The following is a 24,939-nucleotide window of genomic DNA, read 5'->3' as shown; positions in this document are numbered from 1 at the left end:
ATGACACGGCGTTGCCACACTCAGCCGCCACGCAGGATAGGGAGTGGTTGAAGATGAGCCGCCCACCATGCGGGACGTGCGATCGCGACGAGCGCGGCGGCGATGAATACGAGCACGGCGGCTGTCGCCGCCACGGCGTCGACACACTCGACCTGAGGCCAGGTACGCGTCAGCGCGGCCGCGGCAGACCCGAACGCCGCGCCGGCGACCGCCGCCAGGAAATAGCCGGTGACGGCGCCATGGACCAGTCGCCGTCGCGGTTCGCCCAGCGCCGTACGCAGGGCGAACTCGCGGTGGCGTACAGCCAGATCGACGGACTGACTCGAATACAGACCCACGGTCGCCAGGACCAGGGCGGCAAGTGCCGCGGCGGCGAGCAGGTTAGCGTTGCGCCGCGCCTCCGCCGTCGGTTCACCCACGAGGTCGGCGAGCCGCCGGTACGCGCCTGCCGCGACAAAAGGCGCCACCTCGCGCAGTCGGGACGCGAACGCCTCTTCGCTGCGTCGCTCCTCGGCGGCCGGCACCCGCCACACCGCGTACATCGGCATCAGGCGGCGAATGAACGCATAGATGGCAGGATCGACCTGGCTGAGCGGGACGAACACCGTGGCGACCGCGCGCTCCGACGGTCCCGCCACGCGTGTGTCCGCGACGATGCCGACGATGCGCATCGGTGGTGTCACCGCCAGGCGGGAATCGGACCGGACGAAGCCGCCGAGCGTCCCGCCCATGGTCTGCACGAACGTCGTGTTCACGACGGCGACCGGCATGGCGCCGGCCCGGTCGGTATCGTCGATGGCACGGCCCGCGAGGCGCGTGAGGCCCAGCGCTTCCGTCGTGCCCGGCGTCACGACGGCGAAGCGGACGAAGCGGCGGTGACCCGTCGCATCGAGGAAGGGCATGACCAGACCGTCACCTCGGGGCAGCAGGTTGGTGAAGCCGGGTGGCCCGCTCAGCGGCGTTCCATTCGTGTCCCGGCGGAGGTCGTCAAGCATGGCGAGCACGTGGTCGCGCGTCGGATAGGAGGAGACGTCGAGGTGCATCGGGACAAACGTACCGCCTTTCGCATCGAAGCCCGGTGCGACTTTTTCGAGGCTGACGAGGCGAGCGACCGCCACCGTCGCAAAAACCAGCAGCGCACCGGCAAAGGCGGACTGAACCAGAATCAAGGCGATACGGGTCGCCCGCGCCAGCCTTCCCAGCCCATGACGTCCGTCCACCGCGATACGCTCACGCAGGAGATCGGCGAGGCTGTCGTGCACCATGCCGGAAACCGCGGCCATCAGCACCATAGTCACGTCCACCGCCATGGCGGTCAGATACACACGCGGCGACGTCTCGATCGGCAGGGCGCTGCTCAACCACGTGGCCGGGACGACGTCCTTGAATACCTGCACGAGAAGTGCGCCGGCCGGGAGGCCGATGCCCGCGGCAAGCACACCGATGGCGAGCGCTTCCTTTACGGTGGACGACCAGGGTGAAAGCCCACGCGCTCCGAGCGCCATTCGTATCGCGGTATCGCGCGACCGGGTGAGACCTCTCCCGAGCATGAGGTTCGACAGCGCGATGCCCGCCGCCGCGAGAACGCCTCCCGCGCATGCCATCAAGCCGAGCAATGGAGGCCTGGCATTTCTCACGAGAACGAGCGCCAGCGGCGTCGCACCGACGTCGGCATCGGCGCCGGTGTCCAGATCGCGACGACTCGCTTCCCGGGCCGTGCGCCCGGCGACCTCGGACGACAGGGCGTCGATCGTGGCGTCCGGCCGGAGACGCGCCACAGCGATCAGGTTGTCGGCCGCGTCGTCTGCCGAACTGGACACACGCATCGGCAGGACCACGTCCACATCGTGGAAAAACCGATATCCCTCCGGCAGGACGCCGATCACCGGCATCCGGCGCCCGTCGACGATAACCTCCCTGCCGAGTATCGACGGGAGACCGCCCCCGTGGCGACGCCAGAAATCAAAGGACACCATGACGCCCACGCCGGCGGCGAGATTCCTCCCCGCGGCAGGCACGATCCCGAGCGTTGAGAGAAAGCCCGGGTCCACACGCTGGCCCTGCAGCAACCATCGCTGCTCACCCATGACGAGATTCACGGCGCGGGGCAGACGCGTCGCGCCGCGCGATTCGACACTGGCAAGGCCGCCCATCGCCCCGACGAATCGCGGCGACGCGACGCGCGTCGGATCGCCGCGGTAGCTGGCACCGTACACGGCAAGACGGTCGACGTCCGCGAAAGGCGGCGGCCGCCACAGCAGGGAATCGACCAGGGTGAGCGCCGCGATGAAGGCGGCGATCCCTATGGACAGGGTGATCGCCGCAAGCGCGAGAAAGCCGACGCGCGCCCCACTTTCGCCGTTCACGGGAGCGAGCCCGCAAGCTGCCGCTCGTCGAGTCCGGACCCCGCCTCTCTCTGCCACTCGGCGTAGCTCGTCGCATCGACCAGTCGGCCGTCGAGCAGCCTGACGATGCGGTCGGCGGCTCCACGAAACCGCTCCTCATGAGTCACCACGCAGATGGTCCGGCCTTCGGCATGCAGGCGTCCCAGCAGCGCCATGATCTGTTCGCCGCTGGCAAGATCGAGGCTTCCCGTGGGTTCGTCAGCCAGCAGAATGGCGGGATCCCCGGCAAGGGCCCGCGCCACCGCGACCCGCTGTTGCTGGCCACCCGACAACTGGGCCGGGTAATGACGCACGCGGTGCGACATGCCGACGTCTTCGAGTGCCCGCAGGACCCGCTCGCGACGCTCCCGCCGACCGATGCCGCTGCGATAGGTCAGTGGCAAGGCCACATTGTCGAAGACATCCATGGCGCTGATCAGGTTGAACGCCTGGAAGACATAGCCGATCCGCTCGTTGCGCAGCCTCGACCGTGCCGCCCTGCCAAGCTGCCCTGCCTCCACGCCTTCAAAACGCACTTCACCCCCGCTGGGATGGTCCAGAAGTCCCATAAGCGAAAGCAGCGTCGTTTTGCCGCATCCCGACGGGCCGGCGATGGCGAGGAACTCCCCGGGGCGGACGTCGAGGTGAATGTCGGTGAGCGCATGGTGTTCGATGCTTCCGGCACGAAACACCTTGGCGATGCCGCGCATAGCGATCACGGGGGAGTTCGCACGCGGTTCCATAACGCGTTTCCTGCGTTCCTGCGGGGGACTTCGAGACTAGCGCGCCAACTTCACGTTGTCGTGTCACCGAGCCGTGCGATGGAAGCGATGGCGGGCGTATTGCCGGATTTGCATGGTGATCCCGAGACGGGACACGACCTCCCTCAGCCTTTGGTAATGGCTGCTCATACCCGGGGCTGGTAGCCCTCCTTTATGACAAAGCTTAGAATTGGCTTATGGGGAGGAACGCGGAAGTCTGTTCCGCGGCAATCGGAATGCGCGGGGTCGTCAGCGGGGCGGCCCGACGGCGCGGGTACGGAGTTCTCTCGATGGTTCAACGTTTTTCTCTTGGTGGCCGTGTCGCCTGGCTCAAGCGCTACGACCCGGATGGCTGGCTGCGGCCGGCGCTCGTCACATTGTGGAACGGCCTGGTCACCCGCCTGGATCTCCAGGCACTGCGTTCGCCGCCCCGCCACGCGGGTGAGGCGGCCAAAGCCGTGGAGGCCCGGCGGCTGCAGACGCTCAGCGCCTGCGGCGCACCGGTGCCCCGCATCCTGGGCGAGGGCCCGCGCAGCCTGATCCTCAGCGATATGGGTCCTACGCTCGCGCACCGGCTGAAGCGCCTCACCAGTGCCAACGATGCCGATGTACTGGTCAGGCAGACCGCGCGGGCCATCGGCGAGCTCCATCGGCACGGCGGCTATCTCGGTCAGGCGTTCGCGCGCAACATCACCGTGGGCGACTCGGGCGTCGGTTTCATCGACTTCGAGGAAGATCCCAGCGAGATCATGAGCCTGTCGCAGGCACAGGCACGTGACTGGGTGATGTTCACTACCGGCGTAGGTCCGTATTTCACGGGTCGTATGGATGTCCTTACGGGCCTGATCCATGACGAGGCGGTCGCGATGGAACCCGCCGTGGCCTCCGAAGTGCGCCGCATCGCCCAGCGTCTGAGCTTTCTGGAGCGTGCCGGACGCCTGCTCGGTCGCAAGACGGCCGCCATGGCGGGCGCGATCGGCGCCATGCGCAAAGGCTTCGCACTGCTGGCGATCGGTGCGTTCATCGTCGATCTGGCCAGCGACGGGGACTGCGACATGTGGCTGGCAATGATGGCCGTGGTCCAGCGCGCCACGACCTGAGTGCGCCGGCGCGTTACCATCCGGCGTCGCCCCGATCTCCTTCCAAGGTTCGCCGCATGGCTGTCCCCTCGACCGATTCGTCCTGGTTTCTTCCGCTCGACCGTGAACTGGGGCGGCTGATCCGCGATCTGGACTGGTCGGCGACCGCGCTCGGGCCCATCGACGGATGGCCGCCGACCCTTCGGCATGCGCTCGCCGCGATGCTTCGCGCCGACGCGCCGATGGCGATCTTCCAGGGACCGGAAGGTGTTTTTCTCTACAACGATGCCTATCGCGCCATTGCCGGCGTGCGACACCCCGAGGTTCTGGGCCGGCCGATCATGCAGGCATGGCCCGAACTGGCGGAGTTCAACCGGAACGTCCTCGACGTCGTGCTGGCCGGCGGCACGCTCGCCTATCGCGATCAGCATGTCGTGCTCGATCGCTCCGGTGAATCGGAGGACGCCTGGCTGCACTTCGACTTCAGCCCGCTCGTGGATACCTCCGGCGTTGCCGGTGGCGTGTTGGTGGTGATCAAGGAAACGACCCGGCGCGTGGAGGTCGAAGAGCGTCTGCGCATCGCCCAGCAGGCCGGCGGCGTCGGTTCGTTCGAGTGGTTTCCGGAGACCGGCCGCCTCGAAGTGTCCGAGGAATACCGCCGCATCTGGGGCCTTCCCGCCGAAGGCGTCGTCACCGACGCGATGCTGGGCGAACTGCTTCATCCCGACGATCGCCACGAGGCCGCGCCGCAACGGCTGGACCGGGCGAATCCGCTCGACTACACCGAGTACCGGCGCATCGATCCCCTCACGGGCGAGGTCCGCTGGATCGCACGGCGGGGGGAAGTCATCGCGCACCCGGGTCAGGCGCGCCGCCGCTTCATCGGCATCGTCATGGATATCACCGCGCGGAAAGCGGCCGAAACCGAGCTCGCCGCGTTCGCCGCGACGCTGCAGGAGCGCGTCGCCCAGCGCACCGCCGAGCTGCTGCGCACCCAGGACGCGCTGCGCCAGAGCCAGAAGATGGAAGCGATCGGCAACCTGACCGGCGGCGTTGCCCATGACTTCAACAACCTCCTGCAGGTGATCAGCGGCAATCTCCAGCTGCTGGCCGAGGATGTCGGTGGCAACGAGCGTGCGGAGCGACGCGTCCGGCACGCCCTGGCGGGCGTGGCGCGAGGCTCGAAACTCGCATCGCAGCTGCTGTCGTTCGGCCGGCGGCAGCCGCTCGCGCCCAAGGTGGTCAACATCGGCCGTTTCATCCGCAACATGGACGACCTGCTGCGGCGGACGCTGGGCGAAGCCATCGAGGTCGAGACGATCGTCGCCGGCGGCCTGTGGAATACCCTGATCGACCCGGGCAACGTGGAGAACGCCCTGCTCAACCTGGCGATCAACGCGCGCGACGCGATGGACGGCCAGGGCAGGCTCACGATCGAAGCCGGCAACGCCTATCTCGACGCGCACTACGTCAGCTCGCTCGACGACGGCGAAGTCACCGCGGGCCAGTACGTGCTGCTTGCGGTGACCGACACGGGCCATGGCATCGACGCGACCATCGTCGACAAGGTGTTCGAACCGTTTTTCACCACCAAACCGGAAGGTCGCGGCACCGGTCTCGGCCTTTCCATGGTCTATGGCTTCGTCAAACAGTCCGGCGGCCACATCAAGGTCTACAGCGAGCCGGGCGAAGGCACGACAGTGAAGCTCTATCTGCCGCGAACCACGCAGTCGGAGGACATCATCGTCGACATCGATGCCGGTCCGGTGACGGGTGGTCATGAGACCATCCTCGTCGCCGAGGATGACGAAGCGGTACGCGATACCGTCGTCGCTCTGCTCGCAAACCTGGGCTACCGCGTACTCAAGGCGCGCGACGCGCAGAGCGCATTGTCGATCGTCGACAGCGGTATTCCGATCGATCTGCTGTTTACCGACGTGGTGATGCCCGGCCCGCTGAAAAGCCCGGAACTGGCCCGCAAGGCGCGCGAGCGTCTTCCCGGGCTGGCTGTGCTGTTCACCTCGGGCTACACCGAGAATTCGATCGTGCACGGCGGCCGCCTCGACGAAGGGGTCGAGCTCTTGAGCAAACCCTATACGCGGGAAACGCTGGGTCGCAAGCTGCGCCAGATCCTGGCCGCGCAGGCGCAGCGCGATGCCGCCGATCCGGCGACGCCTTCGGTCGCGACGCCCACACCGCCACCTGCGAAGGCTCTGCGCATCCTCGTCGTCGAAGACGACTGGCTGGTACGCACCACGGTCGTGGAGATGTTGCAGTTGCGCGGCCACGACGTCCGCGAGGCGGGGGACGGCACGCGGGCCGCCGCCTTGCTCGATCAGGAAGCGGCGGATCTGGTCATCACGGATGTCGGGCTACCGGGCATTTCCGGCATCGAACTCGCCGCGACGCTGCGCCAGCGCTTTCCGGACCTGGCGGTGATCTTCGCCACGGGCCACGCTGGTACGGCCGGCCTCCCCGACGATGAGCGCAGTGTCGTGCTGTCCAAACCGTACGGCTCGGAGGCACTGACCAGGGCGGTCAGCCGCCTGTTTCCGGTGCGCTGAGCGGTCCGATCCGTGCACCTCAACGCATTGTGGCGCAACGACGTAATCGTTTACATGTAACGGCATTTACGTGCCCACATCCGGGGCCGATGCCGGTATCCTTGCCCGCCTGACGCGCCCTCACGCGTCCACTCCGCTTTCAAGGCAGAACCCATGAATCGTGATCCCCGCATCGAAGACCTGATCGCCCGCATGACCGTCGAAGAGAAGGTCGGCCAGCTCGGGTGCTTTGCGGATGCCCTGCGTCCGTTCGCGCCCGACATCAACCCGGAAGCGAATGCGCTGGGTGCGGCGGAGGTTCGCGAACAGATCCGCGCGGGCCGCGTGGGCTCGCTGTTCAACGGCGTCGGCGCGGCCGAGGGCCGCGAGGCGCAGCGCATCGCCGTGGAAGAAAGCCGCCTCGGTATTCCGCTGCTGCTGGGAGCCGATGTCATTCATGGCATGCGCACCGTGTTTCCCATTCCCCTGGGTGAGGCATCGACGTTCGAGCCGGACCTCGCCGAGCGCACCGCGCGCGTGACGGCCGTCGAGGCCACCGCCGCCGGCATCCACTGGACCTTCGCTCCCGCCGTGGACATCGCACGCGACCAGCGCTGGGGACGTGTGGCCGAGGGCGCGGGTGAAGACGTGGTGCTGGGCTCGGCGTTCTCCGCCGCGCGTGTGCGGGGTTTTCAGGGCGCCGACCTCAAGGCCGACGATTCGCTGCTCGCCACGCCGAAGCACTTCGCCGCCTACGGCGCGGTCGCGGGCGGCATGGAATACAACGCCGTCGATATCTCCCCGCAGACGCTGCGCGACGTGCATCTGCCGCCGTTCAAGGCGGCGGTCGATGCCGGTGCGCTGACCTTCATGAGCGCGTTCAACGACATCAACGGTGTACCCGCATCGGCCAACCGCGAACTGATGACCGATATCCTGCGCGGGGAATGGGGTTTCGAAGGCCTCGTCGTTTCCGATTACACCGCCGACATGGAACTGATCGCGCACGGCTTTGCCGCCGACGAGCGCGACGCCACGCGCCTTGCCTTCGTCGCGGGTGTCGACATGAGCATGCAGAGCGGCTTCTACGCGGCCAACCTGCCCGACCTCGTCGCGAAGGGCGACGTGCCGATGGACGTGCTGGATGAAGGCGTCCGTCGGGTGCTCACCGTGAAACAGGCGATCGGCCTGTTCGACAATCCCTACCGCTCGCTCGATGCCGTGGCCGAAGCGGATACGTCGAAGCGGGCCGGGCACGACGAGCTGGCGCGCGAGGCGTCGCGTCGCTCGATCGTGATGCTGAAGAACGACGGCGTGTTGCCGTTGCGCAAGGCGGGCCAGAAGATCGCCCTCATCGGTCCGTTCGGTACCGATGTCGACAACATCGAAGGCTGCTGGACGTTGTTCGGCGACAAGACGCGATACGTGACCATCGAGGCCGGCCTGCGTGCCGCTCTCGACGATGCGGGCTCGCTCGAGGTGGTCGCCGGCAGCGGCATCGAAGATGCGATCGACGGCGGGATCGATGCCGCCGTCGCGGCGGCGAAACGTGCCGACGTCGTTCTCCTCGCCATCGGCGAACCGCAGGTCTATTCCGGTGAAGCGCAGTCGCGCACGCAGATCATCGTCCCGCCCGCCCAGCAGGCGCTGGCCGAGGCCGTCGCCGCCACCGGCACACCGGTCGTCGTCCTGCTGAAGAACGGTCGCGCGCTGGCCCTTACCGGTGCCGTGCGCAGCGCCTCGGCCATTCTGGTGACGTGGTTCCTCGGTACGCAGACCGGCCCGGCGATCGCCGATGTCGTGTTCGGCGATTACAACCCGGCGGGGCGTCTTCCGGTGAGTTTCCCGCAGGACGCGGGCCAGCAGCCGTACTTTTACAATCACCTGCGCACCGGCCGCCCGGAACTGGCGGATCAGCCGCCCGCGTTCAAGGCGCGCTATCGCGAAGTCACCTTCGAAGCGCTGTACCCCTTCGGCCACGGGCTCAGCTATACCTCCTTCGGTTACGACGCGCCACGCGTGAAGGCCCGCGTGCGCTGGGACGAAACCATCGTCGTCTCCGCCACGGTGACCAATACCGGTGGCGTCACCGGCGAAGAGGTGGTGCAGCTTTACATCCACGATCGTGTCGCCAGTCGCGTGCGGCCCGTGCGTGAACTGAAGGCGTTCCGCAAGATCCTGCTCGCTCCAGGTGCCTCCGAAGAAGTCTCCTTCGAGCTGACCCGCCGCGATCTCGCTTTCACCCATCGCGACGGCACGACGTTCGAAGCGGAGCCGGGTGAGTTCCACGTCTGGATCGCGGGCTCGTCCGCCCAGGGCGAACCGGCCACGTTCATGCTCGACCCAGCCTGATCGGCATAATGGCGCCCTCTTCCTCGAAGCGGAGCGCGCCATGCACGACCTTACCGGCAAGATCGCCCTCGTCACCGGCGCCGCCAGCGGTATAGGTCGCGCCATCGCCACGGCGTATGCCAACGCGGGGGCGCGTGTCGTGGTCGCCGATATCGCCGCCGACAAGGCGGCCGAGACGGCCGACGCGATGGGCCACGGCGCCATCGGCATGGCCATGGATGTCACCGATGAGGCACAGGTCGACGAGGGCTTCGCGCGCACGCGGCGTGAACTGGGTCCGGTCGATATCCTGGTCAGCAACGCGGGCGTGCAGATCATCGCGCCGATCGTCGACTTTGCATTCGCCGACTGGAAGCGGATGCTCGCCATCCACATGGACGGTGCGTTTCTCACCACGCGCGCGGCCATGCGCCACATGATCGATGCCGGCCGCGGCGGATCCATCATCCTGATGGGATCGGCTCACTCGCATGTCGCCTCGAAATTCAAAGCACCTTACGTGGCGGCAAAACATGGCCTGCTCGGGCTTGCGCGTGTCGTCGCGAAGGAAGGCGCCACCCACGGCATCCGTGCCAACGTCCTCTGTCCGGGCTTCGTGCGCACGCCGCTGGTCGAAAAGCAGATCCCCGAGCAGGCGAAGGAACTGGGCATCGGCGAAGACGCCGTCATTCGCGATGTCATGCTCCGCGACACGGTGGATGGTGAATTCACGACGCTGGAAGATATCGCCGACACCGCACTGTTCCTTGCGGGCTTCGGGTCGAATGCGCTGACCGGTCAGTCGCTCCTCGTCTCGCACGGCTGGCATATGCAGTAAGCGGAACGACGGCCGGCAACCACATGATCCGTCGGGAAGCACCGGCCCCATGCAGGCATGAGGCTGATACGACCCGACACCCCGCTTTACTAACGTGAGCGTCCTTTTCCGCCATCCAGGCCAAGGACGTCCTCATGACACCATTACGCTCGCTGGCTTCATCGGCCGGCATGCTCGCCGCGTTCGTGCTCCCGGCCGCCGCACAAGTCGCCCCGTCACCGGTCTATCAGGTGCCGTCGGTCGCCACCCAGGGCATCACGTGGTCGGCATGCACGGATCAGGATGCGGACCCGGCGATCCAGACCCTTCTCGGCGAGCGGCTGCGCTGCGGTACGGTGAGCGCTCCCCGCGATCACCACCGTCCTGCCGACGGCAGCATCCATCTTCGCGTTTTCCGCGTCGCGGCGGCGGACGCCGCGAAACGCCAGGGCACGCTCTTCGTCAATCCGGGCGGTCCCGGCGGCGATCCCAGGCAATTCGCCGCCATGCTGGCCGCGATCTGGATGCACGCGAAGCCGGACGACCGCGTGCACGGCGAGAAGAGACGCATGGCCGATGCGTTCGACCTGGTCGCCGTCGTGCCCCGGGGAATGCCGGGCAGTGCGCCTCTGACCTGCGCGGGAGAATTTCCCGACGCCCGCTCCATCCTGCTCGACCGCACGACGCGCAACATCGCCCGGTGGGACCTGTTGCAACGCCGGCTCGCGGACGCGTGTCGCGCTGACCCTCTCCACCCGTACATCAGTACCGAACAGACCGTGTACGACCTCGACCTCGTTCGTCGGGCCCTGGGCGAGCGTACGTTCAACTACCTTGGCATGTCGTACGGCACGTGGCTTGGCGCGTGGTACGGAGCGACTTATCCCGACAAGGTGGGTCGGATGTTGCTGGACTCGTCCATGGATTACACCTCATCCATGGAGGAAAACTTCCTGCTTACCGCGCAGGCGGAACAGGAGCGCTTCGACCGGCTCGTCGTCAAACCCGCGGTGGCCGCGTCCGCGCTCTACGGCCTGGGCGAGGACCAGGCCGCCGTCCGCGGCGTTCTCGCGACGATGCCCTATCGCGTACAGCGGACATGGACGGGAGAATACCGCTCGCCTGAAAGCCTTAAAGCGGCGCTGGCCATGTCCGAGTGGCTGCGTGTCCAGCCTGAGCTCGACCGCGACTCGATGGCCACGCGAATCGCGACGGACGTGCTTCATCGGGACGCGGAGGTCGACCAGCGAATCCGCGCCGAAGCGTCGCGCATGCTGGCGGCGCTCTACACCCCCGTGGCCGACGACACGCCTTCCCCACTTACGGCCATGTCCGCGATGCTCGTCGCCGTGCCTTGCAATGACACGCCTGGAACGCGCGACGCCGGTATCTGGCACGAGACCATTGCGCGCTACGCGCGCGATTACCCCGCCGCGCGCAGTGGCGACCTGGTCAACGCATGCGTGTTCTGGCCAGGTCCCAATGCGGTGAAGCCCCCGGTCGAGCGACTGGCGCGCGCGGGCCAGATCCTCATCATCGCTTCCGAGCACGATACGGTGACGCCGGTGTCCGGCGCACTGCGGATGGTCAACGCTCTGCCCAATGCTTCGTTGCTGGTACTGCGAGGCAGCGACCGCCATTCGGTATTCACGCTGACCGACGAAGCCTGCATCGAGCGTACCGGAGCCCGCTTTCTGCTGGATGGGCGAAAGCCCACCGAACAGCTGACCGAATGCCAGGTGGATGGCGCGAGCGCGCCGGCGCCGACCTCCGCGACCCCACAGGTGACGAGGTTCACGGACACCGCTCGCGTACAGCAGTGGCGTGACCGGCTCGATCGCCTGTTCGGGCAGAAGCCGAGACTCTACCCGTCCCTGCGCACGACATCTCACTGAAGGCCATGACGGCCCGTTTTCCATCCGTAAAGGACGACCACGATGAAACATCGATTCACGGCCTTCGCACTGGCCCTGCTTCCGCTGGCCAGCTTCGCGAACCCGCAGATCGCCTGGACCGATTGCACCACCGATCTGGTGGGATCCGGCGGAACGGCCCTGGGTGATCGGCTGCAGTGCGGCACGCTGCGGGCGCCTCTGGACCACATGGCACCGGATGGCCGGTTTTTCGATGTCGGCGTCGTGCGCATACGCGCCGCCGCCGCCGACCAGCGGCAAGGTTCGCTGTTCGTAAACACCGGCGGGCCCGGAGCCCATCCGGGAAGGCTCCTCCTAGCCATCGCCCGCGGGTGGAGCCAGGAAGACCCTGAAGATCCCGACACCGCAGACAAATATCGCCTGGCGCAGCGCTTCGACATGATCGCCGTCATTCCCCGCGGGCTTCGCGGTGGGACGGAGTACCGGTGCCTCACCGGGTTACCACCCCGCTATGCGTTCCTGCCCAGCCACCTGGACGACGACAACTGGCGGAAAGTCATCGAGGAGGCCAGCGAACAATCGTCGGCGTGCGCCGCGCCACCCGAAGCACGCTTCATCAGTACCGAACAACACGTCCACGACATGGACATGGTCCGCCGTGCGTTGGGTGACGACTCACTGAACTTCTACGGCATCTCGTATGGCGGGAGGGTCGGTGGCTGGTATGCCGCCATGTACCCGACGCGTATCGGTCGCATGCTGCTCGACTCGACCATGCTTTTCACCCATGACTTCCGTGCGGCGATGGAGATGACGCAGACGGCGCGGCGAAAGCAATTCCAGAAGGCACTCGCGCCCATCGTCGCCGATCCCGTTCTTTATGGCCTTCCGGACGACCCGTCCGCGATCACCTCGTCGTTCGACGACCTTCCGGGACGCACGAGGGAAATGTGGTATCCCTTCCTCGACTCGACGCCACGGCTGGCGGCCGCGTTGTGGATCGCGGGCTGGATCCGCGAAGCGGAGCCTGAGTCGCAGTCGAAGCTCGAAGGCCGTATCCGCCGCCAGACCTTCAGCGCGGACGCCTCGCTGGATCGCGGCATCCGTTGGGCCGCGATGCAACTGGCGGCACATTACTTCGCGCCGACACCCACCGTCCCCCGCTTCGACGCCGGACAGGACGGCGACTCCGTCCGTCTTGCCGTCGGCTGCAACGACTCGCGATGGGCGTTCTCCGATGACCAGATCCGCGCACGCGCTGTAAACGGCGCCGCGCGATACCTGCACTCGAACGGTGACGACATTCTCGAGGAACTGGTGTGCTCCCGCTGGCCCCATGCCACCGCACGATTGCCGGACCTCACGCGTGTGGAGCAGGCACCGCCGTTTCTCCTGCTCCAGTCCGAGCATGACGTGGCGACGCCGGCGGAGGGTTCGAGAAATCTCCTCGACCGCTATCCCAATGCCCGGCTTCTGACGGCTCGCGGCTCATCGGTGCACGGCGTGTTCAACTTCACGACATCGCAATGCATCGAGCGAACGGTGGCCCGGTATCTCCTCGACGGCAGCCTCCCCGACAGTGAGTCGCGCGAGTCGTATTGCGAGGGTACCAACGAGAATCCCCTGTCCGCGCTGCCACACACGCCGGCGCCCGCGTCGACGCCAGCCACGCCCGCGACGCACGACGAATTCCGATGACGGATCAAGGACGATCATGAAAACCCTGCTACCTCTGACGTTGGCGCTGCTCGGCGCCGTCGCGTCGCCTTCCCTGCTGGCGCGCGTGCCGTTCATCACGTGGGCCAGCTGTCCGGCCGAACTTACCGGCGGCACGTGGCCCGAACTGGGTGAGCGGCTGCACTGCGGGAAGGCGCGAATGCCGTTCGATCATCTCAGGCCGGATGGACGCACCATCGAAGTCGGCGTCGTAAGGATCGCCGCCGGGGATCAGTTCAAACGCGAAGGAGCGCTCTTCGTCAACGTGGGTGGTCCCGGCGGGCAACCGGCGGCCTTCGTCGCGTCGATGGCCGCGGCATTCGGCGCGGTTGAAGCGTCCGATCCGTTGCACGGCGACCGAAGGCGACTTGTGGAACGCTTCGATCTCATCGCGGTGATTCCTCGCGGACTCCGGGGCGGCTGGACCTACGAGTGCGACGCGGTCGCACCGACACGTCACTTCCTGCCGGCACATCGCGACGACGCCAACTGGAAGCGCGCCATCGCCGATGCCCGCGCGCAAGCCAACGCGTGTTCGGTGCACGCCGAAACCGCGTACCTCAGTACGGAGCAGCACGTAAGGGACATGGACGCCGTCCGCGCTTCGCTGGGCGACGACACGCTGAACTTTTACGGGATCTCGTACGGGGGCCGGGTGGGTGCGACGTATGCGGCACTTTACCCGGAGCGCATGGGCAGGATGCTGCTCGACTCGTCTCTGATGTTTCACCGCGGCTACCGCACCGCCATGGAGCTGACGAATGACGCGCAGCAGGACGCCTTCGAAAAACGCGTGCTGGCTCCCATCCTGCACGAGCCATGGCGCTATGGGCAGGTAAGCGATGCCGGCGAACTCCAGGGCGCGATCCGTGGCTTCGCCGACGAGCTGAGGCCCGCATGGCACGATGCGCTGATCAGTCCCGCCCATCTCGCCGCCGCGATGACGATGGACAGGTGGGTCAAGGCATCCGGCTGGCGCAACTGGCGAAGCCTGCAGAGTCTGGCGGCTGCCAACCGGTTCAGCCTCGATGCCGCGACAGACGGTGCGATACGACAGGCCGCGCTGGAGCTCACCCAGCGTGGTGCGAGCACCGTGGCGGGCCAGGTCCGGCGGCGCCACGGCAACGCACATCGGCATGACTCGCTGGTCGACCGTCACGGCGAGTGGCTCAACCTCGCGGTGATGTGCAACGACGAATCCTGGGAGCCGATGCAGGAGAAGATTCGCGCCCGCGCGGACCGCGATGCATTCACTTACACCCAGGCTGACGGCTCGCAGATTTTCGACCAGCTGACCTGTGCGGCGTGGCCGTCGCGGGTCGCGCGCAGCCCCGACTTCGGCGTGCTCGAAACGCGTGCTCCCTTCCTGCTGATCCAGTCCGAGCATGATGCATCGACGCCACTGGTCGGTGCGCGCGCCATGCTCGACCGATTCCCTTCCAGTCGGCTCGTCGTCGCGAAGGGCAGCTCACAGCACGGCCTGCTGGCTCAGTCCGCGACACCATGTGTGGAGAAAGCCGCCATGGCCTATCTCCTGGAGGGCCGCCTCCCCGAAGGCCCGGACAGGGAAACGGCATGCGCTTTCGTGCCCGGCGAGCCTTACCAAGATCTCACGGCGTCGTATGAGTGGGATGACGCACGGCTCTGATCGGGAAAGCGCGCTCAGAACATGATCTGAGCGCGCACCTCGACGATGTGCGGGTCGATGCGCAGATCGCGCCGGTCACTGGTCGCCCTGACGTAGTTGCCCTGGAGTTTCAGGTATTTCGTGATGTACCAGTTCGCACCGAACGTCCAGTCGTGCTCGGTGCCGCCCAGCACCGGGCCGTCGTCGAGGTCGAGCGTGCTGTAACGAACGAGGAATTCGAGTGCGCCCCAGGGCCCCTTCGGGACGACATCGGCGACGTTGCCGCTGTTATAGGTGCGCGATTCGCCGGTGACCACCCAGCTGCCGAACGCGTACCAGCCGTGTGCGATGAAGGCGGGCTTGTCGACCAGCTTGACGCGGGCGTCGAGGTATTCGCTCTGAACCGACCACGGCCCTCCGATCCACAGGCCTTCGAGACCGCGGCGATCGACATGGTCGGCCACGCTGAGCGTGCCGGAATCGATGAGTCGCTGGGTGATCAGGCCGGCCTCGGGCAAGGCGCGCAGGCGGATGTTCGGCGGGGTGTAGCGCCCGCGTCCATCCGTCGTGCCGTCAGGTGTCTCGCGCGAAAGGGACAGGCCAAGGTGCACCACGTCGCCCGGCGAGTTGTGCGGCGTCCATGCGGCGCGCCCTGCCACCATGCGGCCGTCGAGATCGCCTTGCAGGTTGCCGCCGTGGTAGTAACCGAGTTGTATCAGGTACTGCTTGCGGGTCAGAGCCCAGTCGATACCGAGGCGTCGGTTCGCGTACACCGCCTGCATCGGCAGCGAGGATTCCAGAAACGACGTCGTTCCCGTGCTGGTGTTGCCCTCGAAACCGACGGGCGTTTTCATGAAACCGACGCGTAGCGCGCCGTAGTCGTCGCCGAGCAGCGCCTTGCTCTGTACGCGAAAAAACGTATCCAGCCACGTCTTCGCCTGAAAGTCGAAGACGACCGTCGCGTCGTAGACACCTTTTTTGCGTACGAAGAACCCGAACTCTTTCCGGCGATTGGTCTGCGCGTCTTCGTAGGTGCCTTCATCGTGCGAAAAGCGGTCGAGGTCGAACTGGTATTTCAGCGTGAGGCCGAGATCCGTGCCATCGGCGAACACGTGATGAGTCGGCCAGTTGCTTCGCCAGTCGTAGCTGGTGGCGGGTACGTCGGCGGCAAGCGCATACGCGGGAGCGATCAGCGCCAGCGCGCCGAGGATGATGGTCTTCAAGCGGGTCCCCTCCCGAGGCTCCCGGCGGACAGCCGGGCGTTATTCGTAAGACTATACAACGGATATAAGAATATCCTCAGATCTTGCGAACATGATCGGCCTGAATCGCATTTACTTGAAGGCGGTCGCTGTTTACCGCGCTGCCACTCAGCGGGGACGTTTCGGTTTCAGTCGAATCTCGAAGAGGGTGGGCCAGCGCTTGCCGGTCACGAACAGGCGATCGTGGGCCGCGTCGTAGGCGATGCCGTTGAGGACGTCATCGGCCGGGTCATCCATGCGGCTCGTGTCGACGAGCCCCGAGAGGTCGATCCAGCCGGTCACGTGTCCGGTTTTCGGATCGATACGAGCGATGCGTTCGGTCTGCCAGACATTGGCGAGGATCTCCCCTTTCACCCACTCCAGTTCATTGATCATGCGCAGCGGCACGCCGTCTGCTGTCACGTCGATGCGACCGGTCTGCGCCAGGGTGACCGGATCGAGAACCCGGATGGTGGGCGTGCCGTCGCTCATGTAGAGATGTTTCGCGTCGCGCGTCATCGCCCAGCCTTCGCCGGGATAGCTGAACTTGCCAACGGGCGCGAAGGTCTTGCGGTCGTAGATGAAGCCGACACCATCGCGCCAGGTCAGCTGCAACAGGTGGTCGCCCGAGACGATGATGCCTTCGCCGAAGTATCCGGGCGGGGTGTCGAGATGCTGCGCGACCTCACCGGTATCGAGCCGGACCTTGCGCACGCCCGAGCCCATGTATTCGCCCGTGCTCTCGTAGAGAAAACCGCCGTCGTAGAACAGCCCTTCCGTAAAAGCCTTCGGGTCGTGCGGGTAGGTGCGCACCACCGTGTAGCCGTACACGGGAATATCGGAGGCCGTCGCGACACTGCCACACCCGACCAGCCACGCAAACGCGGCCAGGACCGCCACGCGAATCGGAGAGGTTGTCATGCCGGGATACCTGTGTGTGAATTGCAGGCATCCTAACGGCAGTTTCGCCACGATCAAGGGGCGACGGCGGCTCGCAAGATCGCACCCACCCCGTGGCTGCGGGAGCCGAGGGTGCGATAGGTCGGGTCCGGCAACGTGGCGTCGGCACTGCTGCCAGACGGCACCGTCAGGTCGAGAAGGAACCGGTCGCCGTTGACGGTTCACGCTGTCGCGATGCGTCCGGGCGGCCGTGTCCAGACTGCCGCCCCCATGAGTGAGGCTACCTTCCGGCACCGGGGCGGGCATGATCGAGACGACAATGTGCAAAGCGTACCGATTCTTTACGCATTACCCCACCGAAGACTTCGCTACCGTCAGTGCACTGTTCGACAGCGCTCAGGCGTCCCGTAAAGTTCGCAGGAATCAGCCGGAAATGAGTGACGATCTAGTCTGACCTTTATTCTCGCTTAAACACTGAAGGTTTTGTCGTTTTTCGTCAGGCTCCATGCTCCCAGCGTCATCCCGCCCTGACCGCCATCGGTGTTCTGCTTTTGATACTTCCACTGGATCGCCGCATATCGCAAAGCGATGGTTTCGGTGGGTAGCGGGGCCCCGTCAACATTGAGGGTGATGCTCGATATCAGAACATTCTTAAGTTGCACCTCGAGATACTTGACGCGTCGTCCATCCCCCGCGTCCCTGTAGAGGTCTATCTGCGCGGACTGAAAGGTCGTCCCGCCGGACAAAGCCTGGTACATCACGGGACTCGACAAGTCGATCTCTTTCACGACGAGGAAGTCACCGTGCGAGGTACGGCCTACGGCATGCCCGCCTGCAGTCGAGGCTACCGGGGACGCGGGCTGCTGCATCTGGTGATGTAGCCGACTCAACTCGATCCACTGCGCATGTTCTTTGTCAGTGGACGCCCGCGATGTCAGGGCCACTCAGTTTCAGATAGATGCTTTTCATCGGATTCCTTGATGATGTCGATAATGTCGATCCGCAGCCTCGCATCGGCGTGCGGGCATGCGTTGTACCGGAATTCGTCGACGAATGTTTGAGACTGAGGGACAGCGCAATTTCCCGCACATCGTTCGTTCATGAAGATGCTTCGCTTGCTGAATGCGTGGCGCGCGTTTGGTACATGGCGATTGCCGGTACGACTACTATCCGCGCCGGATGGTCAGGCCCAAGACCGAGGCATGATTGGAGAAGGAAGCATCGCGCGCTACGGAACGCGCGATCGCTCACGCGAACTAACAAGGAGCGTCACCATGATTGAGAACACATCGTCTTGCCAGAGGGTCATTGGCATCAGAGACAAGATCGAGTCGATTCCCCGAGCGATGCGTCACATGGGATGGGCAGTTTCCGCCGAATTGATGGAACATTGGCTGCATGGTGCGGCGTGGGTGCTTCCGCACGAATGGAAATCGATCAACCCACCAGATCCGCGAACCCTGTCGCCTAGTCAAGTGAACACGCACGCCGTTCGCATGAGCTGGGCGCTTTCGCACGGGCATGTAGCCATGGCCATGACCAGATTGCGCGCGAAAATGGCGAATGGTCCGGCCAGAGAACTGCTTCGCAAGCGTCTGAGTGGAGCTGCATGGGGCACAAGCAATCGAGTCGCGTTTGGAAGTAAGGATCACACAGCTATCCAGCTCGAGGCTACTTGCCAGTCGAATATCGAACTTTTTGGGGACAACCTGGGCACGATGGACGATCTGTATGGAAGCCTGGGAAAGGCCGCCATGAAAGTCGTACTCATTGGCGAAGCTACGCGCGACGCTAGAACAGGAAGAATTTCCTTACAGGTTACGCACGCCGGCTACTACATACGCGACACTTATGATTTTGAGGGCTTTCAATACCTCGGCACATGGACTAAGGATGGCGTTCTCAGCAAGGGCCAGATGCTCATGAATGCGGCGTCGAACGGCATGGTCTTTCGTTGGGGCGGCGAACCGATCGGAAACATATTCAACAAGGACTTCGATACTTATCGTTGTCAGACCGGCTATGGCGGTGATTTCATCATCTATTCCGATGTTCATTGGGAACCTGTGAGCCTTCTTCTGGACCTGTGTTAATGGAGACGAAGACAGTCGTGTTCGTTATGGCGGTCGCGGCCGGAGTCACGCTCTATCATGCGTCGAACTGCTGGGAACGCGCATATGCAACCCTCGTATCTTCAGAGACGAGTCCAGACGGCTGTCTGCGCATCGACACGTACTCTGCGTTCCGCGTACTTCCGTCAGTATTTCACCGTATTCCGGATCCTGATCCGACGATTAGGTATGCGCTCGGGAGGTCGTGGGAAGACGAGATATTCAAACGCGCTTACGAAGCCAGCACTGGCACTTTCCTGGGAGAGACTGTCGTTTTCGATCCATCGGCGTCCACGAGCATCATGTACTGGGGTGACACGAGAACACCCGGGCGGCGTGTTGTAGTTGCCAATCAGTTTTCACTCACGGATACCGACCGCTGCTCTGACGAAGCCACTCTCGCTAAGCTAGAAGCGTTCTACGAGCGAGAGCGGGAGGAGAGCCAACGAATACAGACGGAGTGGAAAAACGGGCGCCCGATCAGGCGTACCCTCTCGGCACCGGAGCAATGAGATCGCAAGGATTCCTTATTGCTCTCGTGGTTTCCGCCTCCGTTGTGCTCCTTAGCGGGTCAGTTTGGTAGGAGCGAGCCTTCGCTACGTATGTGTCATCAGAGATCAGCCCGAACGGCTGTATCCGAGTCGACACGTACAGCGCTTTCCGCGTACTGCCCTCAGTTTTTCACCGTATTCCTCATCCCGATCCATCGCTGCAAGTTGGCTTTGCGAAGCGGTGGCACGCCGCTGTCTTTGATCGCGCATACGAAGCGAGCACCGGGGCCTTTCTCGGTGAGACCATCGTCTACGATCCCTCATCCACCTTCGACTATGTCGATTGCGGAGATACAGGTAAGACGGGACGACGCTTAGTGAACATCGGTGGATTCATGTTGGCCGATACGACCCGATGCTCCGATGCGGCAACCATGGCGCGAATAGAGGCCTTTTACGAGCGGAAGCGCAACGAGATACAGACGTCGGAAAAGAATCGGGAAGATCAGCGCCGACTGGACGCCGGGCCTTTGGGAATGACGCGCTGAACACGGCGAGAGAACCAAAGAAAAAGGGGCGCCGAAGCGCCCCTTTCTTTTACCCGATGATCGCTCTCGCAATCAGATCGCGTAGTACATCTGGAACTCGAGCGGGTGGGTGCTCGCGCGGTAGCGGGTCACTTCCTGCATCTTCAGCGCGATGTACGCGTCGATGAAGTCGTCGGTGAACACGCCACCGGCCTTGAGGAAGTCGCGATCCTTGTCGAGCGCGGCGAGCGCTTCGTCGAGGCTGGCGCAGACCTGCGGGATGTTCTTCTCTTCTTCCGGCGGCAGATCGTAGAGATCCTTGTCGGCCGGTGCACCCGGGTCGATCTTGTTCAGGATGCCGTCGAGGCCGGCCATCATCAGCACGGTGAAGGTCAGGTAGCCCGACTGCATCGGATCGGGGAAACGGATCTCGATACGACGGCCCTTCGGGCTCGACACGTACGGGATACGGCAGGATGCCGAACGGTTACGCGCCGAGTAGGCGAGCATGACCGGCGCTTCGAAGCCCGGGACCAGACGCTTGTAGCTGTTGGTCGTCGAATTCGCGAACGCGTTGATGGCCTTGGCGTGCTTGAAGATACCGCCGATGTACCACAGCGCCGTCTGCGACAGGCCACCGTAGAGGTCGCCCGCGAAGAGGTTCTCGCCGTTTTTCGACAGCGACTGATGCACGTGCATGCCCGAGCCGTTGTCGCCGACGATCGGCTTCGGCATGAAGGTCACGGTCTTGCCCTGCTGGTGGGCGACGTTCTTGATGACGTACTTCATCGTCATCAGTTCGTCGGCCTTCTTCACCAGGGTGTTGAAGCGCGTGCCGATCTCGCACTGGCCCGCGTTGGCGACTTCGTGGTGATGCACTTCGACCACCTGGCCGAGCGACTCGAGCACCTTGCACATGTCGGCGCGCAGGTCACCCAGGCTGTCGACCGGGCTGACCGGGAAATAGCCGCCCTTAACGCCCGGACGGTGACCGCTGTTGGTGCCGTCGTACTTGTAACGCGACGACCAGGCCGCTTCTTCGGAGCCGATCTCGTAGAACACGCGTCCCATGTCGTTCTGCCAGCGGACCGAGTCGAAGATGAAGAACTCGGGTTCCGGGCCGAAGAAGGCGGTATCGGCGATGCCGGTCGACTTCAGGAAGGCTTCGCCGCGCTTGGCGATGGAGCGCGGGTCGCGACCGTAAGCCTGCATGGTGCTCGGCTCGAGCACGTCGCAATGCACGATCAGCTGCTTGTGGGCGCTGAACGGGTCGAGGTGGGCGGTCTCCGGATCCGGCATGAGAACCATGTCGGACTCGTTGATGCCCTTCCAGCCGGCGATCGACGAGCCGTCGAACATCTTGCCGTCTTCGAACGTGCTCTCGTCGATGGCGTGGGCGGGGAACGTGACGTGGTGGTGCTTGCCGAGCATGTCGGCGAAGCGCAGGTCGACGAACTCGATTTCCTCGTCCTGGATCAGGTTCAGCACTTTGGAAGCGGCGGACATACAAACCTCGAAATGGGTGTGGGCGGAATGCGTGTAGCAATCGCTATGCCAGCGTATCCGCCATCGACGGGGCGCCGGAATCAAGCTCTCCCATCATAGAACGGGTGTGAGGAAGATGTGCAAATGCACCATCATGGTGCATCGTTCTCGCTCACGCACCATTTCGGCCGATCCGCCAGCGTCGTCGCTCAAGGCTGGTGGGAAGGAAAGTTCACAAAGCCATCGTCGTCCGACGACTTTGCGGGCGCCGTCGAGGTCGGCGGCGCGACCGGACCGGGAGTCACCGGCTGCGCTGTCGGCACCGCGGTTCCCATCCGCGCGAGCAATGCGCGATCCGCCTTGATCATCGCCTGCGTCAGTTCGCTGTCATCGGTCGGCTGCTTGAGCTTGGGCGTGACGCCGACGCGCGGCGAATACACCGAGCGCACGTTGTAGACCTTGCCGTCGACACTGACGATCATTTCGACGATCAGTGGCGACAGCGCATTCACAATCTCCGATCCCGCATACCATCCGCCATGCATCTCCGTCTCGGAGCATTTCTCGCCGGCTCGAAGCATGAGCATCGGAAGCAGGCCCCCATACATCGACCCTACGCTGCCTTTCAACGCGCGCTTGGCGTTGAGATAGGCAGCGTAACGGCGTACCTCGATGGTGTGCCCGTGCCATGGGTCGCCTGGCGCGGTAGCCATTTCGTTGCGAAGCAACGCGACAGCCGACAGGGAAGCCGGTTTCTGGGGCACCGTATAAATCCCGTAATCACAGCTGGTGATCAGCAACGAGTGGATGTCGTATGCCCGGTCCGCCGGCGGACGGTGATCGACGACCGCGGGTCCGGTGACATCCGTCGCTTCGGGCGGGACGGGAAGGAGCGGCTCAACGGGCATCGGAGGCGGGGGCGTTGTTGGCCGCCGATTGCCGGAGCAAGCAGCGAGCGTCATCGACAATACGAAGACGCCGACCGCGCAAAGCGTCCGCCCATGTCCCCGTACGACAGCCACGGCGATGCCGAGGCCAGATCTGATAGCCATCGCGATTTCCCCTGTCGCGCAACCTTGCGCCGGCGCCATCATCCGACTCGCGCATGCCGCAGTAAATAGGTCCGCGAGCGTTGACGCCTCGTTCCCGATGCCGTCGCGTTTTCCCGAGCCACCCACATCGTTTACGCTTCGGTCCCTAGCGGGGCCTCGCCCCTCCCACACCGCCGCCTTTCCCCGGGCCGGCGCACGCAGAGCCGCTCCATGACCAAGAAAACCGATAACGACACCCCCGACGCCGCGCGACGCCGGTTGCTGGGCGGCATGGCCACGACCGGCGCCATGCTCGCGCTGGGTGGCGCAAGCGAGGTGACCGCAGCCGGCAAGAAGGCGGCTGGCCCAGCGCCGACCGGTGCCGCACTGGATGCGTTGCTCGAAAGACACATCGACAACGTGGTCGTGATCTACGCGGAAAACCGCAGCTTCAACAATCTGTTCGGGGACTTCCCCGGTCTGCAGCAGCCGCTGAGCGAAGTTCCGCCAGAACGTCTGATCCAGCGGGATCGCGACGGCACCCCGCTGAAGACCCTGCCACCCATCTGGGGCGGGCTCGTGCCGCACGAGCAGGTCGTCGACCATAAAACGTACAAGATCGGCGAAAAGGACATTACCGGCCTGCCGAACGCGCCGTGGGCACTGCACACCGGCGACGGCACCCCGCTGCCGCACGGTCTGGTCACGCGCGATCTCGTCCACGCGTTCTATAACAACCAGCTGCAGATCAACGGCGGCAAGAACGACGGCTTCGTCGCGTGGGGTGACAACGGCGCGCTGACCATGGGGCACTACGCCAGCGCACCCGTGCACCTGCGCCTGTGGAATATCGCCTCGCAATTCACCTTGTGCGACAACTTCTTCATGGGGGCCTTTGGCGGTTCGTTCCTCAACCACCAGTACCTCGTCGCCGCGCAACCGCCGTTCTATCCGGACGCCGACAAGAGCCCCGCGCAGTTCAACATCGCGGTGACCGAAAGCGGCGATCCGCTGGACCATCGCCTGAAGATGGACGAGGAATCGCCGAAGAGCGCCATGGACGGCAAACCCAAGTTCGCGCACCACAATACGCTGACCCCGGACTTCTGGGCGGTGAACACCATCGGTCCGCCCTATTCGCCGGGCTTCAACGTCGATCGCAGGAATCCGCTGCTTGCCGACGCCACCAGCGCCAACACGCTGGTGCCGCAGAAGCATAAACACATCGGCGACGTGCTCTCGGCGAAGGATGTCGACTGGGCCTGGTATGGCGGCGGTTTCCAGGCCGCGCTCGACGGTAAGGGCGACGGTGACGACGCCAGCTTCCCGCAGACGCCGAACTTCCAGCCACATCACCAGCCGCTCAATTACTTCGTGACGCTGGCTCCGGGAACCGAAGCGCGCAAGAAGCATTTGCGCGATGGCGGTCTTGGCGAGACGGCGGCGACGAATCATTTTCTTGCGGACATCGCGGCTGGGAAGCTGCCGCCGGTGGCGTTCTACAAGCCGCAAGGCGACCTCAACATGCACGCCGGCTACTCCGACGTGGAAGCCGGCGATCGTCATATCGCCAACGTCGTACATGCGCTGCGCAAGAGCCCGCAGTGGAAGAACATGCTGGTGGTGATCACGTTCGATGAGAACGGCGGCTGGTGGGATCACGTCGCTCCGCCGAAGGGCGACCGCTGGGGGCCGGGTACGCGCATCCCTGCGCTGGTCGTCTCGCCCTATGCGAAGAAGGGCCACGTCGAGCACACGATCTACGACACCGGATCCATCGCGCGCTTCCTGACGCGCCGGTTCAAGCTGGAAAAGCTGCCGGGGCTGAAGATCCGTGAGGATGCGATGGTGGCGGCGGGTGGGCCGGCGGCGGGCGATCTTACCGAAACGCTCGACTTTTCGGCGACTTGATATCGCCAACAGGGTGGGCTCCCACCGGACCATCTCCCGCAGCCCCGACCTCGGGACGCCGGCAGCGGTGGGAGCCAGTCTGCTCGTAGGAGCCAGCCTGCTGGCGACAG

17 protein-coding genes are annotated in these 24,939 nt (G+C 64.7%); 10 read left to right on the top strand and 7 right to left on the bottom strand.

Annotation, left to right across the window (positions count from 1 at the left end; translation table 11 throughout):
- Window positions 1-20 precede the first annotated feature (20 nt).
- Together B5X73_RS07920 and B5X73_RS07915 are read right to left on the bottom strand one after the other, a co-directional pair.
- Window positions 21-2,366 (bottom strand): ABC transporter permease, encoded by a 2,346-nt coding sequence (locus tag B5X73_RS07920; protein WP_176167772.1) that lies wholly within the window; start codon window positions 2,364-2,366, stop codon window positions 21-23.
- On the bottom strand, window positions 2,363-3,127 hold the full coding sequence (locus tag B5X73_RS07915) for an ABC transporter ATP-binding protein (RefSeq protein ID WP_079521230.1): 765 nt from the start codon (window positions 3,125-3,127) through the stop codon (window positions 2,363-2,365). Before B5X73_RS07915 ends, B5X73_RS07920 begins: the two co-directional genes overlap by 4 nt.
- Before the next feature lie 308 nt (window positions 3,128-3,435).
- Between B5X73_RS07915 and B5X73_RS07910 the strand changes: the two genes are divergently transcribed.
- From B5X73_RS07910 to B5X73_RS07880, 7 genes are all read left to right on the top strand, one after another.
- Entirely contained in the window at window positions 3,436-4,245 is an 810-nt protein-coding gene (locus B5X73_RS07910) for a BUD32 family EKC/KEOPS complex subunit (protein WP_079521229.1), read from the top strand.
- A gap of 56 nt (window positions 4,246-4,301) precedes the next feature.
- Window positions 4,302-6,788 carry a response regulator gene (locus tag B5X73_RS07905; RefSeq protein WP_079521228.1) on the top strand — a complete coding sequence of 829 codons (2,487 nt, stop codon included), beginning with the start codon at window positions 4,302-4,304 and terminating at the stop codon, window positions 6,786-6,788.
- Between the two features lie 153 nt (window positions 6,789-6,941).
- On the top strand, window positions 6,942-9,119 hold the full coding sequence (locus tag B5X73_RS07900) for a glycoside hydrolase family 3 N-terminal domain-containing protein (protein ID WP_079521227.1): 2,178 nt from the start codon (window positions 6,942-6,944) through the stop codon (window positions 9,117-9,119).
- 40 nt (window positions 9,120-9,159) lie between these two features.
- The gene (locus B5X73_RS07895) at window positions 9,160-9,936 is read left to right on the top strand and encodes a 3-hydroxybutyrate dehydrogenase (protein ID WP_079521226.1); all 777 of its coding nucleotides are present in this window, start codon (window positions 9,160-9,162) and stop codon (window positions 9,934-9,936) included.
- Between the two features lie 134 nt (window positions 9,937-10,070).
- Window positions 10,071-11,810, top strand: a complete 1,740-nt coding sequence (locus B5X73_RS07890; protein ID WP_079521225.1) for an alpha/beta fold hydrolase — start codon at window positions 10,071-10,073, stop codon at window positions 11,808-11,810.
- Window positions 11,811-11,852: 42 nt separating this feature from the next.
- Window positions 11,853-13,487, top strand: a complete 1,635-nt coding sequence (locus B5X73_RS07885) for an alpha/beta hydrolase (protein ID WP_079521224.1) — start codon at window positions 11,853-11,855, stop codon at window positions 13,485-13,487.
- Window positions 13,488-13,503: 16 nt separating this feature from the next.
- Window positions 13,504-15,153 carry an alpha/beta hydrolase gene (locus B5X73_RS07880; protein WP_079521223.1) on the top strand — a complete coding sequence of 550 codons (1,650 nt, stop codon included), beginning with the start codon at window positions 13,504-13,506 and terminating at the stop codon, window positions 15,151-15,153.
- Between the two features lie 14 nt (window positions 15,154-15,167).
- Here B5X73_RS07880 and B5X73_RS07875 read toward each other — a convergent pair whose 3' ends face one another.
- The 3 genes from B5X73_RS07875 to B5X73_RS07865 all read right to left on the bottom strand — a co-directional run bounded on the left by B5X73_RS07875 (window position 15,168) and on the right by B5X73_RS07865 (window position 18,142).
- Window positions 15,168-16,355, bottom strand: coding sequence for an OprO/OprP family phosphate-selective porin (locus B5X73_RS07875; protein WP_079521222.1), 1,188 nt, complete (start codon window positions 16,353-16,355; stop codon window positions 15,168-15,170).
- Between the two features lie 147 nt (window positions 16,356-16,502).
- Window positions 16,503-17,294: a glutaminyl-peptide cyclotransferase gene (locus B5X73_RS07870; RefSeq protein WP_079521221.1), complete on the bottom strand. Its 792-nt coding sequence runs from the start codon at window positions 17,292-17,294 to the stop codon at window positions 16,503-16,505.
- Window positions 17,295-17,740: 446 nt separating this feature from the next.
- A complete protein-coding gene (locus B5X73_RS07865) occupies window positions 17,741-18,142 on the bottom strand; it encodes an Hcp family type VI secretion system effector (RefSeq protein ID WP_254857257.1) in 402 nt (133 codons plus the stop codon).
- Between the two features lie 405 nt (window positions 18,143-18,547).
- Here B5X73_RS07865 and B5X73_RS07860 point away from each other — a divergent pair, with 405 nt between their 5' ends.
- Window positions 18,548-19,366 carry a DUF6402 family protein gene (locus B5X73_RS07860; protein ID WP_079521220.1) on the top strand — a complete coding sequence of 273 codons (819 nt, stop codon included), beginning with the start codon at window positions 18,548-18,550 and terminating at the stop codon, window positions 19,364-19,366.
- 622 nt (window positions 19,367-19,988) lie between these two features.
- Window positions 19,989-20,423: a hypothetical protein gene (locus tag B5X73_RS20595; protein WP_139382701.1), complete on the top strand. Its 435-nt coding sequence runs from the start codon at window positions 19,989-19,991 to the stop codon at window positions 20,421-20,423.
- Between the two features lie 72 nt (window positions 20,424-20,495).
- Here B5X73_RS20595 and glnA read toward each other — a convergent pair whose 3' ends face one another.
- Complete coding sequence (gene glnA, locus B5X73_RS07850) at window positions 20,496-21,908, bottom strand: type I glutamate--ammonia ligase (protein WP_036109277.1); 1,413 nt, start codon at window positions 21,906-21,908, stop codon at window positions 20,496-20,498.
- Between the two features lie 188 nt (window positions 21,909-22,096).
- Window positions 22,097-22,795 (bottom strand): hypothetical protein, encoded by a 699-nt coding sequence (locus B5X73_RS07845; protein ID WP_079521218.1) that lies wholly within the window; start codon window positions 22,793-22,795, stop codon window positions 22,097-22,099.
- A gap of 354 nt (window positions 22,796-23,149) precedes the next feature.
- Between B5X73_RS07845 and acpA the strand changes: the two genes are divergently transcribed.
- Window positions 23,150-24,829, top strand: coding sequence for an acid phosphatase (acpA, locus tag B5X73_RS07840; RefSeq protein ID WP_079521217.1), 1,680 nt, complete (start codon window positions 23,150-23,152; stop codon window positions 24,827-24,829).
- The last annotated feature ends 110 nt before the right edge of the window (window positions 24,830-24,939 follow it).

It is taken from the genome of Luteibacter sp. 22Crub2.1 (assembly GCF_900167995.1).
GTDB lineage: Bacteria > Pseudomonadota > Gammaproteobacteria > Xanthomonadales > Rhodanobacteraceae > Luteibacter > Luteibacter mycovicinus.
Note: the sequence above shows the minus strand (reverse complement) of the source record. Positions and strands in the feature narration are given on the sequence as shown.

Excerpts from the sequence above, each read along its gene's own strand:
- acpA (WP_079521217.1), top strand. The coding sequence starts at position 23,150 with ATGACCAAGAAAACCGATAACGACACCCCCGACGCCGCGCGACGCCGG.
- glnA (WP_036109277.1), bottom strand. The coding sequence starts at position 21,908 with ATGTCCGCCGCTTCCAAAGTGCTGAACCTGATCCAGGACGAGGAAATC.
- B5X73_RS07905 (WP_079521228.1), top strand. The coding sequence starts at position 4,302 with ATGGCTGTCCCCTCGACCGATTCGTCCTGGTTTCTTCCGCTCGACCGT.
- B5X73_RS07860 (WP_079521220.1), top strand. The coding sequence starts at position 18,548 with ATGATTGAGAACACATCGTCTTGCCAGAGGGTCATTGGCATCAGAGAC.
- B5X73_RS07900 (WP_079521227.1), top strand. The coding sequence starts at position 6,942 with ATGAATCGTGATCCCCGCATCGAAGACCTGATCGCCCGCATGACCGTC.
- B5X73_RS07910 (WP_079521229.1), top strand. The coding sequence starts at position 3,436 with ATGGTTCAACGTTTTTCTCTTGGTGGCCGTGTCGCCTGGCTCAAGCGC.
- B5X73_RS07845 (WP_079521218.1), bottom strand. The coding sequence starts at position 22,795 with ATGCCCGTTGAGCCGCTCCTTCCCGTCCCGCCCGAAGCGACGGATGTC.
- B5X73_RS07895 (WP_079521226.1), top strand. The coding sequence starts at position 9,160 with ATGCACGACCTTACCGGCAAGATCGCCCTCGTCACCGGCGCCGCCAGC.
- B5X73_RS07865 (WP_254857257.1), bottom strand. The coding sequence starts at position 18,142 with ATGCAGCAGCCCGCGTCCCCGGTAGCCTCGACTGCAGGCGGGCATGCC.
- B5X73_RS07890 (WP_079521225.1), top strand. The coding sequence starts at position 10,071 with ATGACACCATTACGCTCGCTGGCTTCATCGGCCGGCATGCTCGCCGCG.
- B5X73_RS07870 (WP_079521221.1), bottom strand. The coding sequence starts at position 17,294 with ATGACAACCTCTCCGATTCGCGTGGCGGTCCTGGCCGCGTTTGCGTGG.
- B5X73_RS07915 (WP_079521230.1), bottom strand. The coding sequence starts at position 3,127 with ATGGAACCGCGTGCGAACTCCCCCGTGATCGCTATGCGCGGCATCGCC.
- B5X73_RS07885 (WP_079521224.1), top strand. The coding sequence starts at position 11,853 with ATGAAACATCGATTCACGGCCTTCGCACTGGCCCTGCTTCCGCTGGCC.
- B5X73_RS07880 (WP_079521223.1), top strand. The coding sequence starts at position 13,504 with ATGAAAACCCTGCTACCTCTGACGTTGGCGCTGCTCGGCGCCGTCGCG.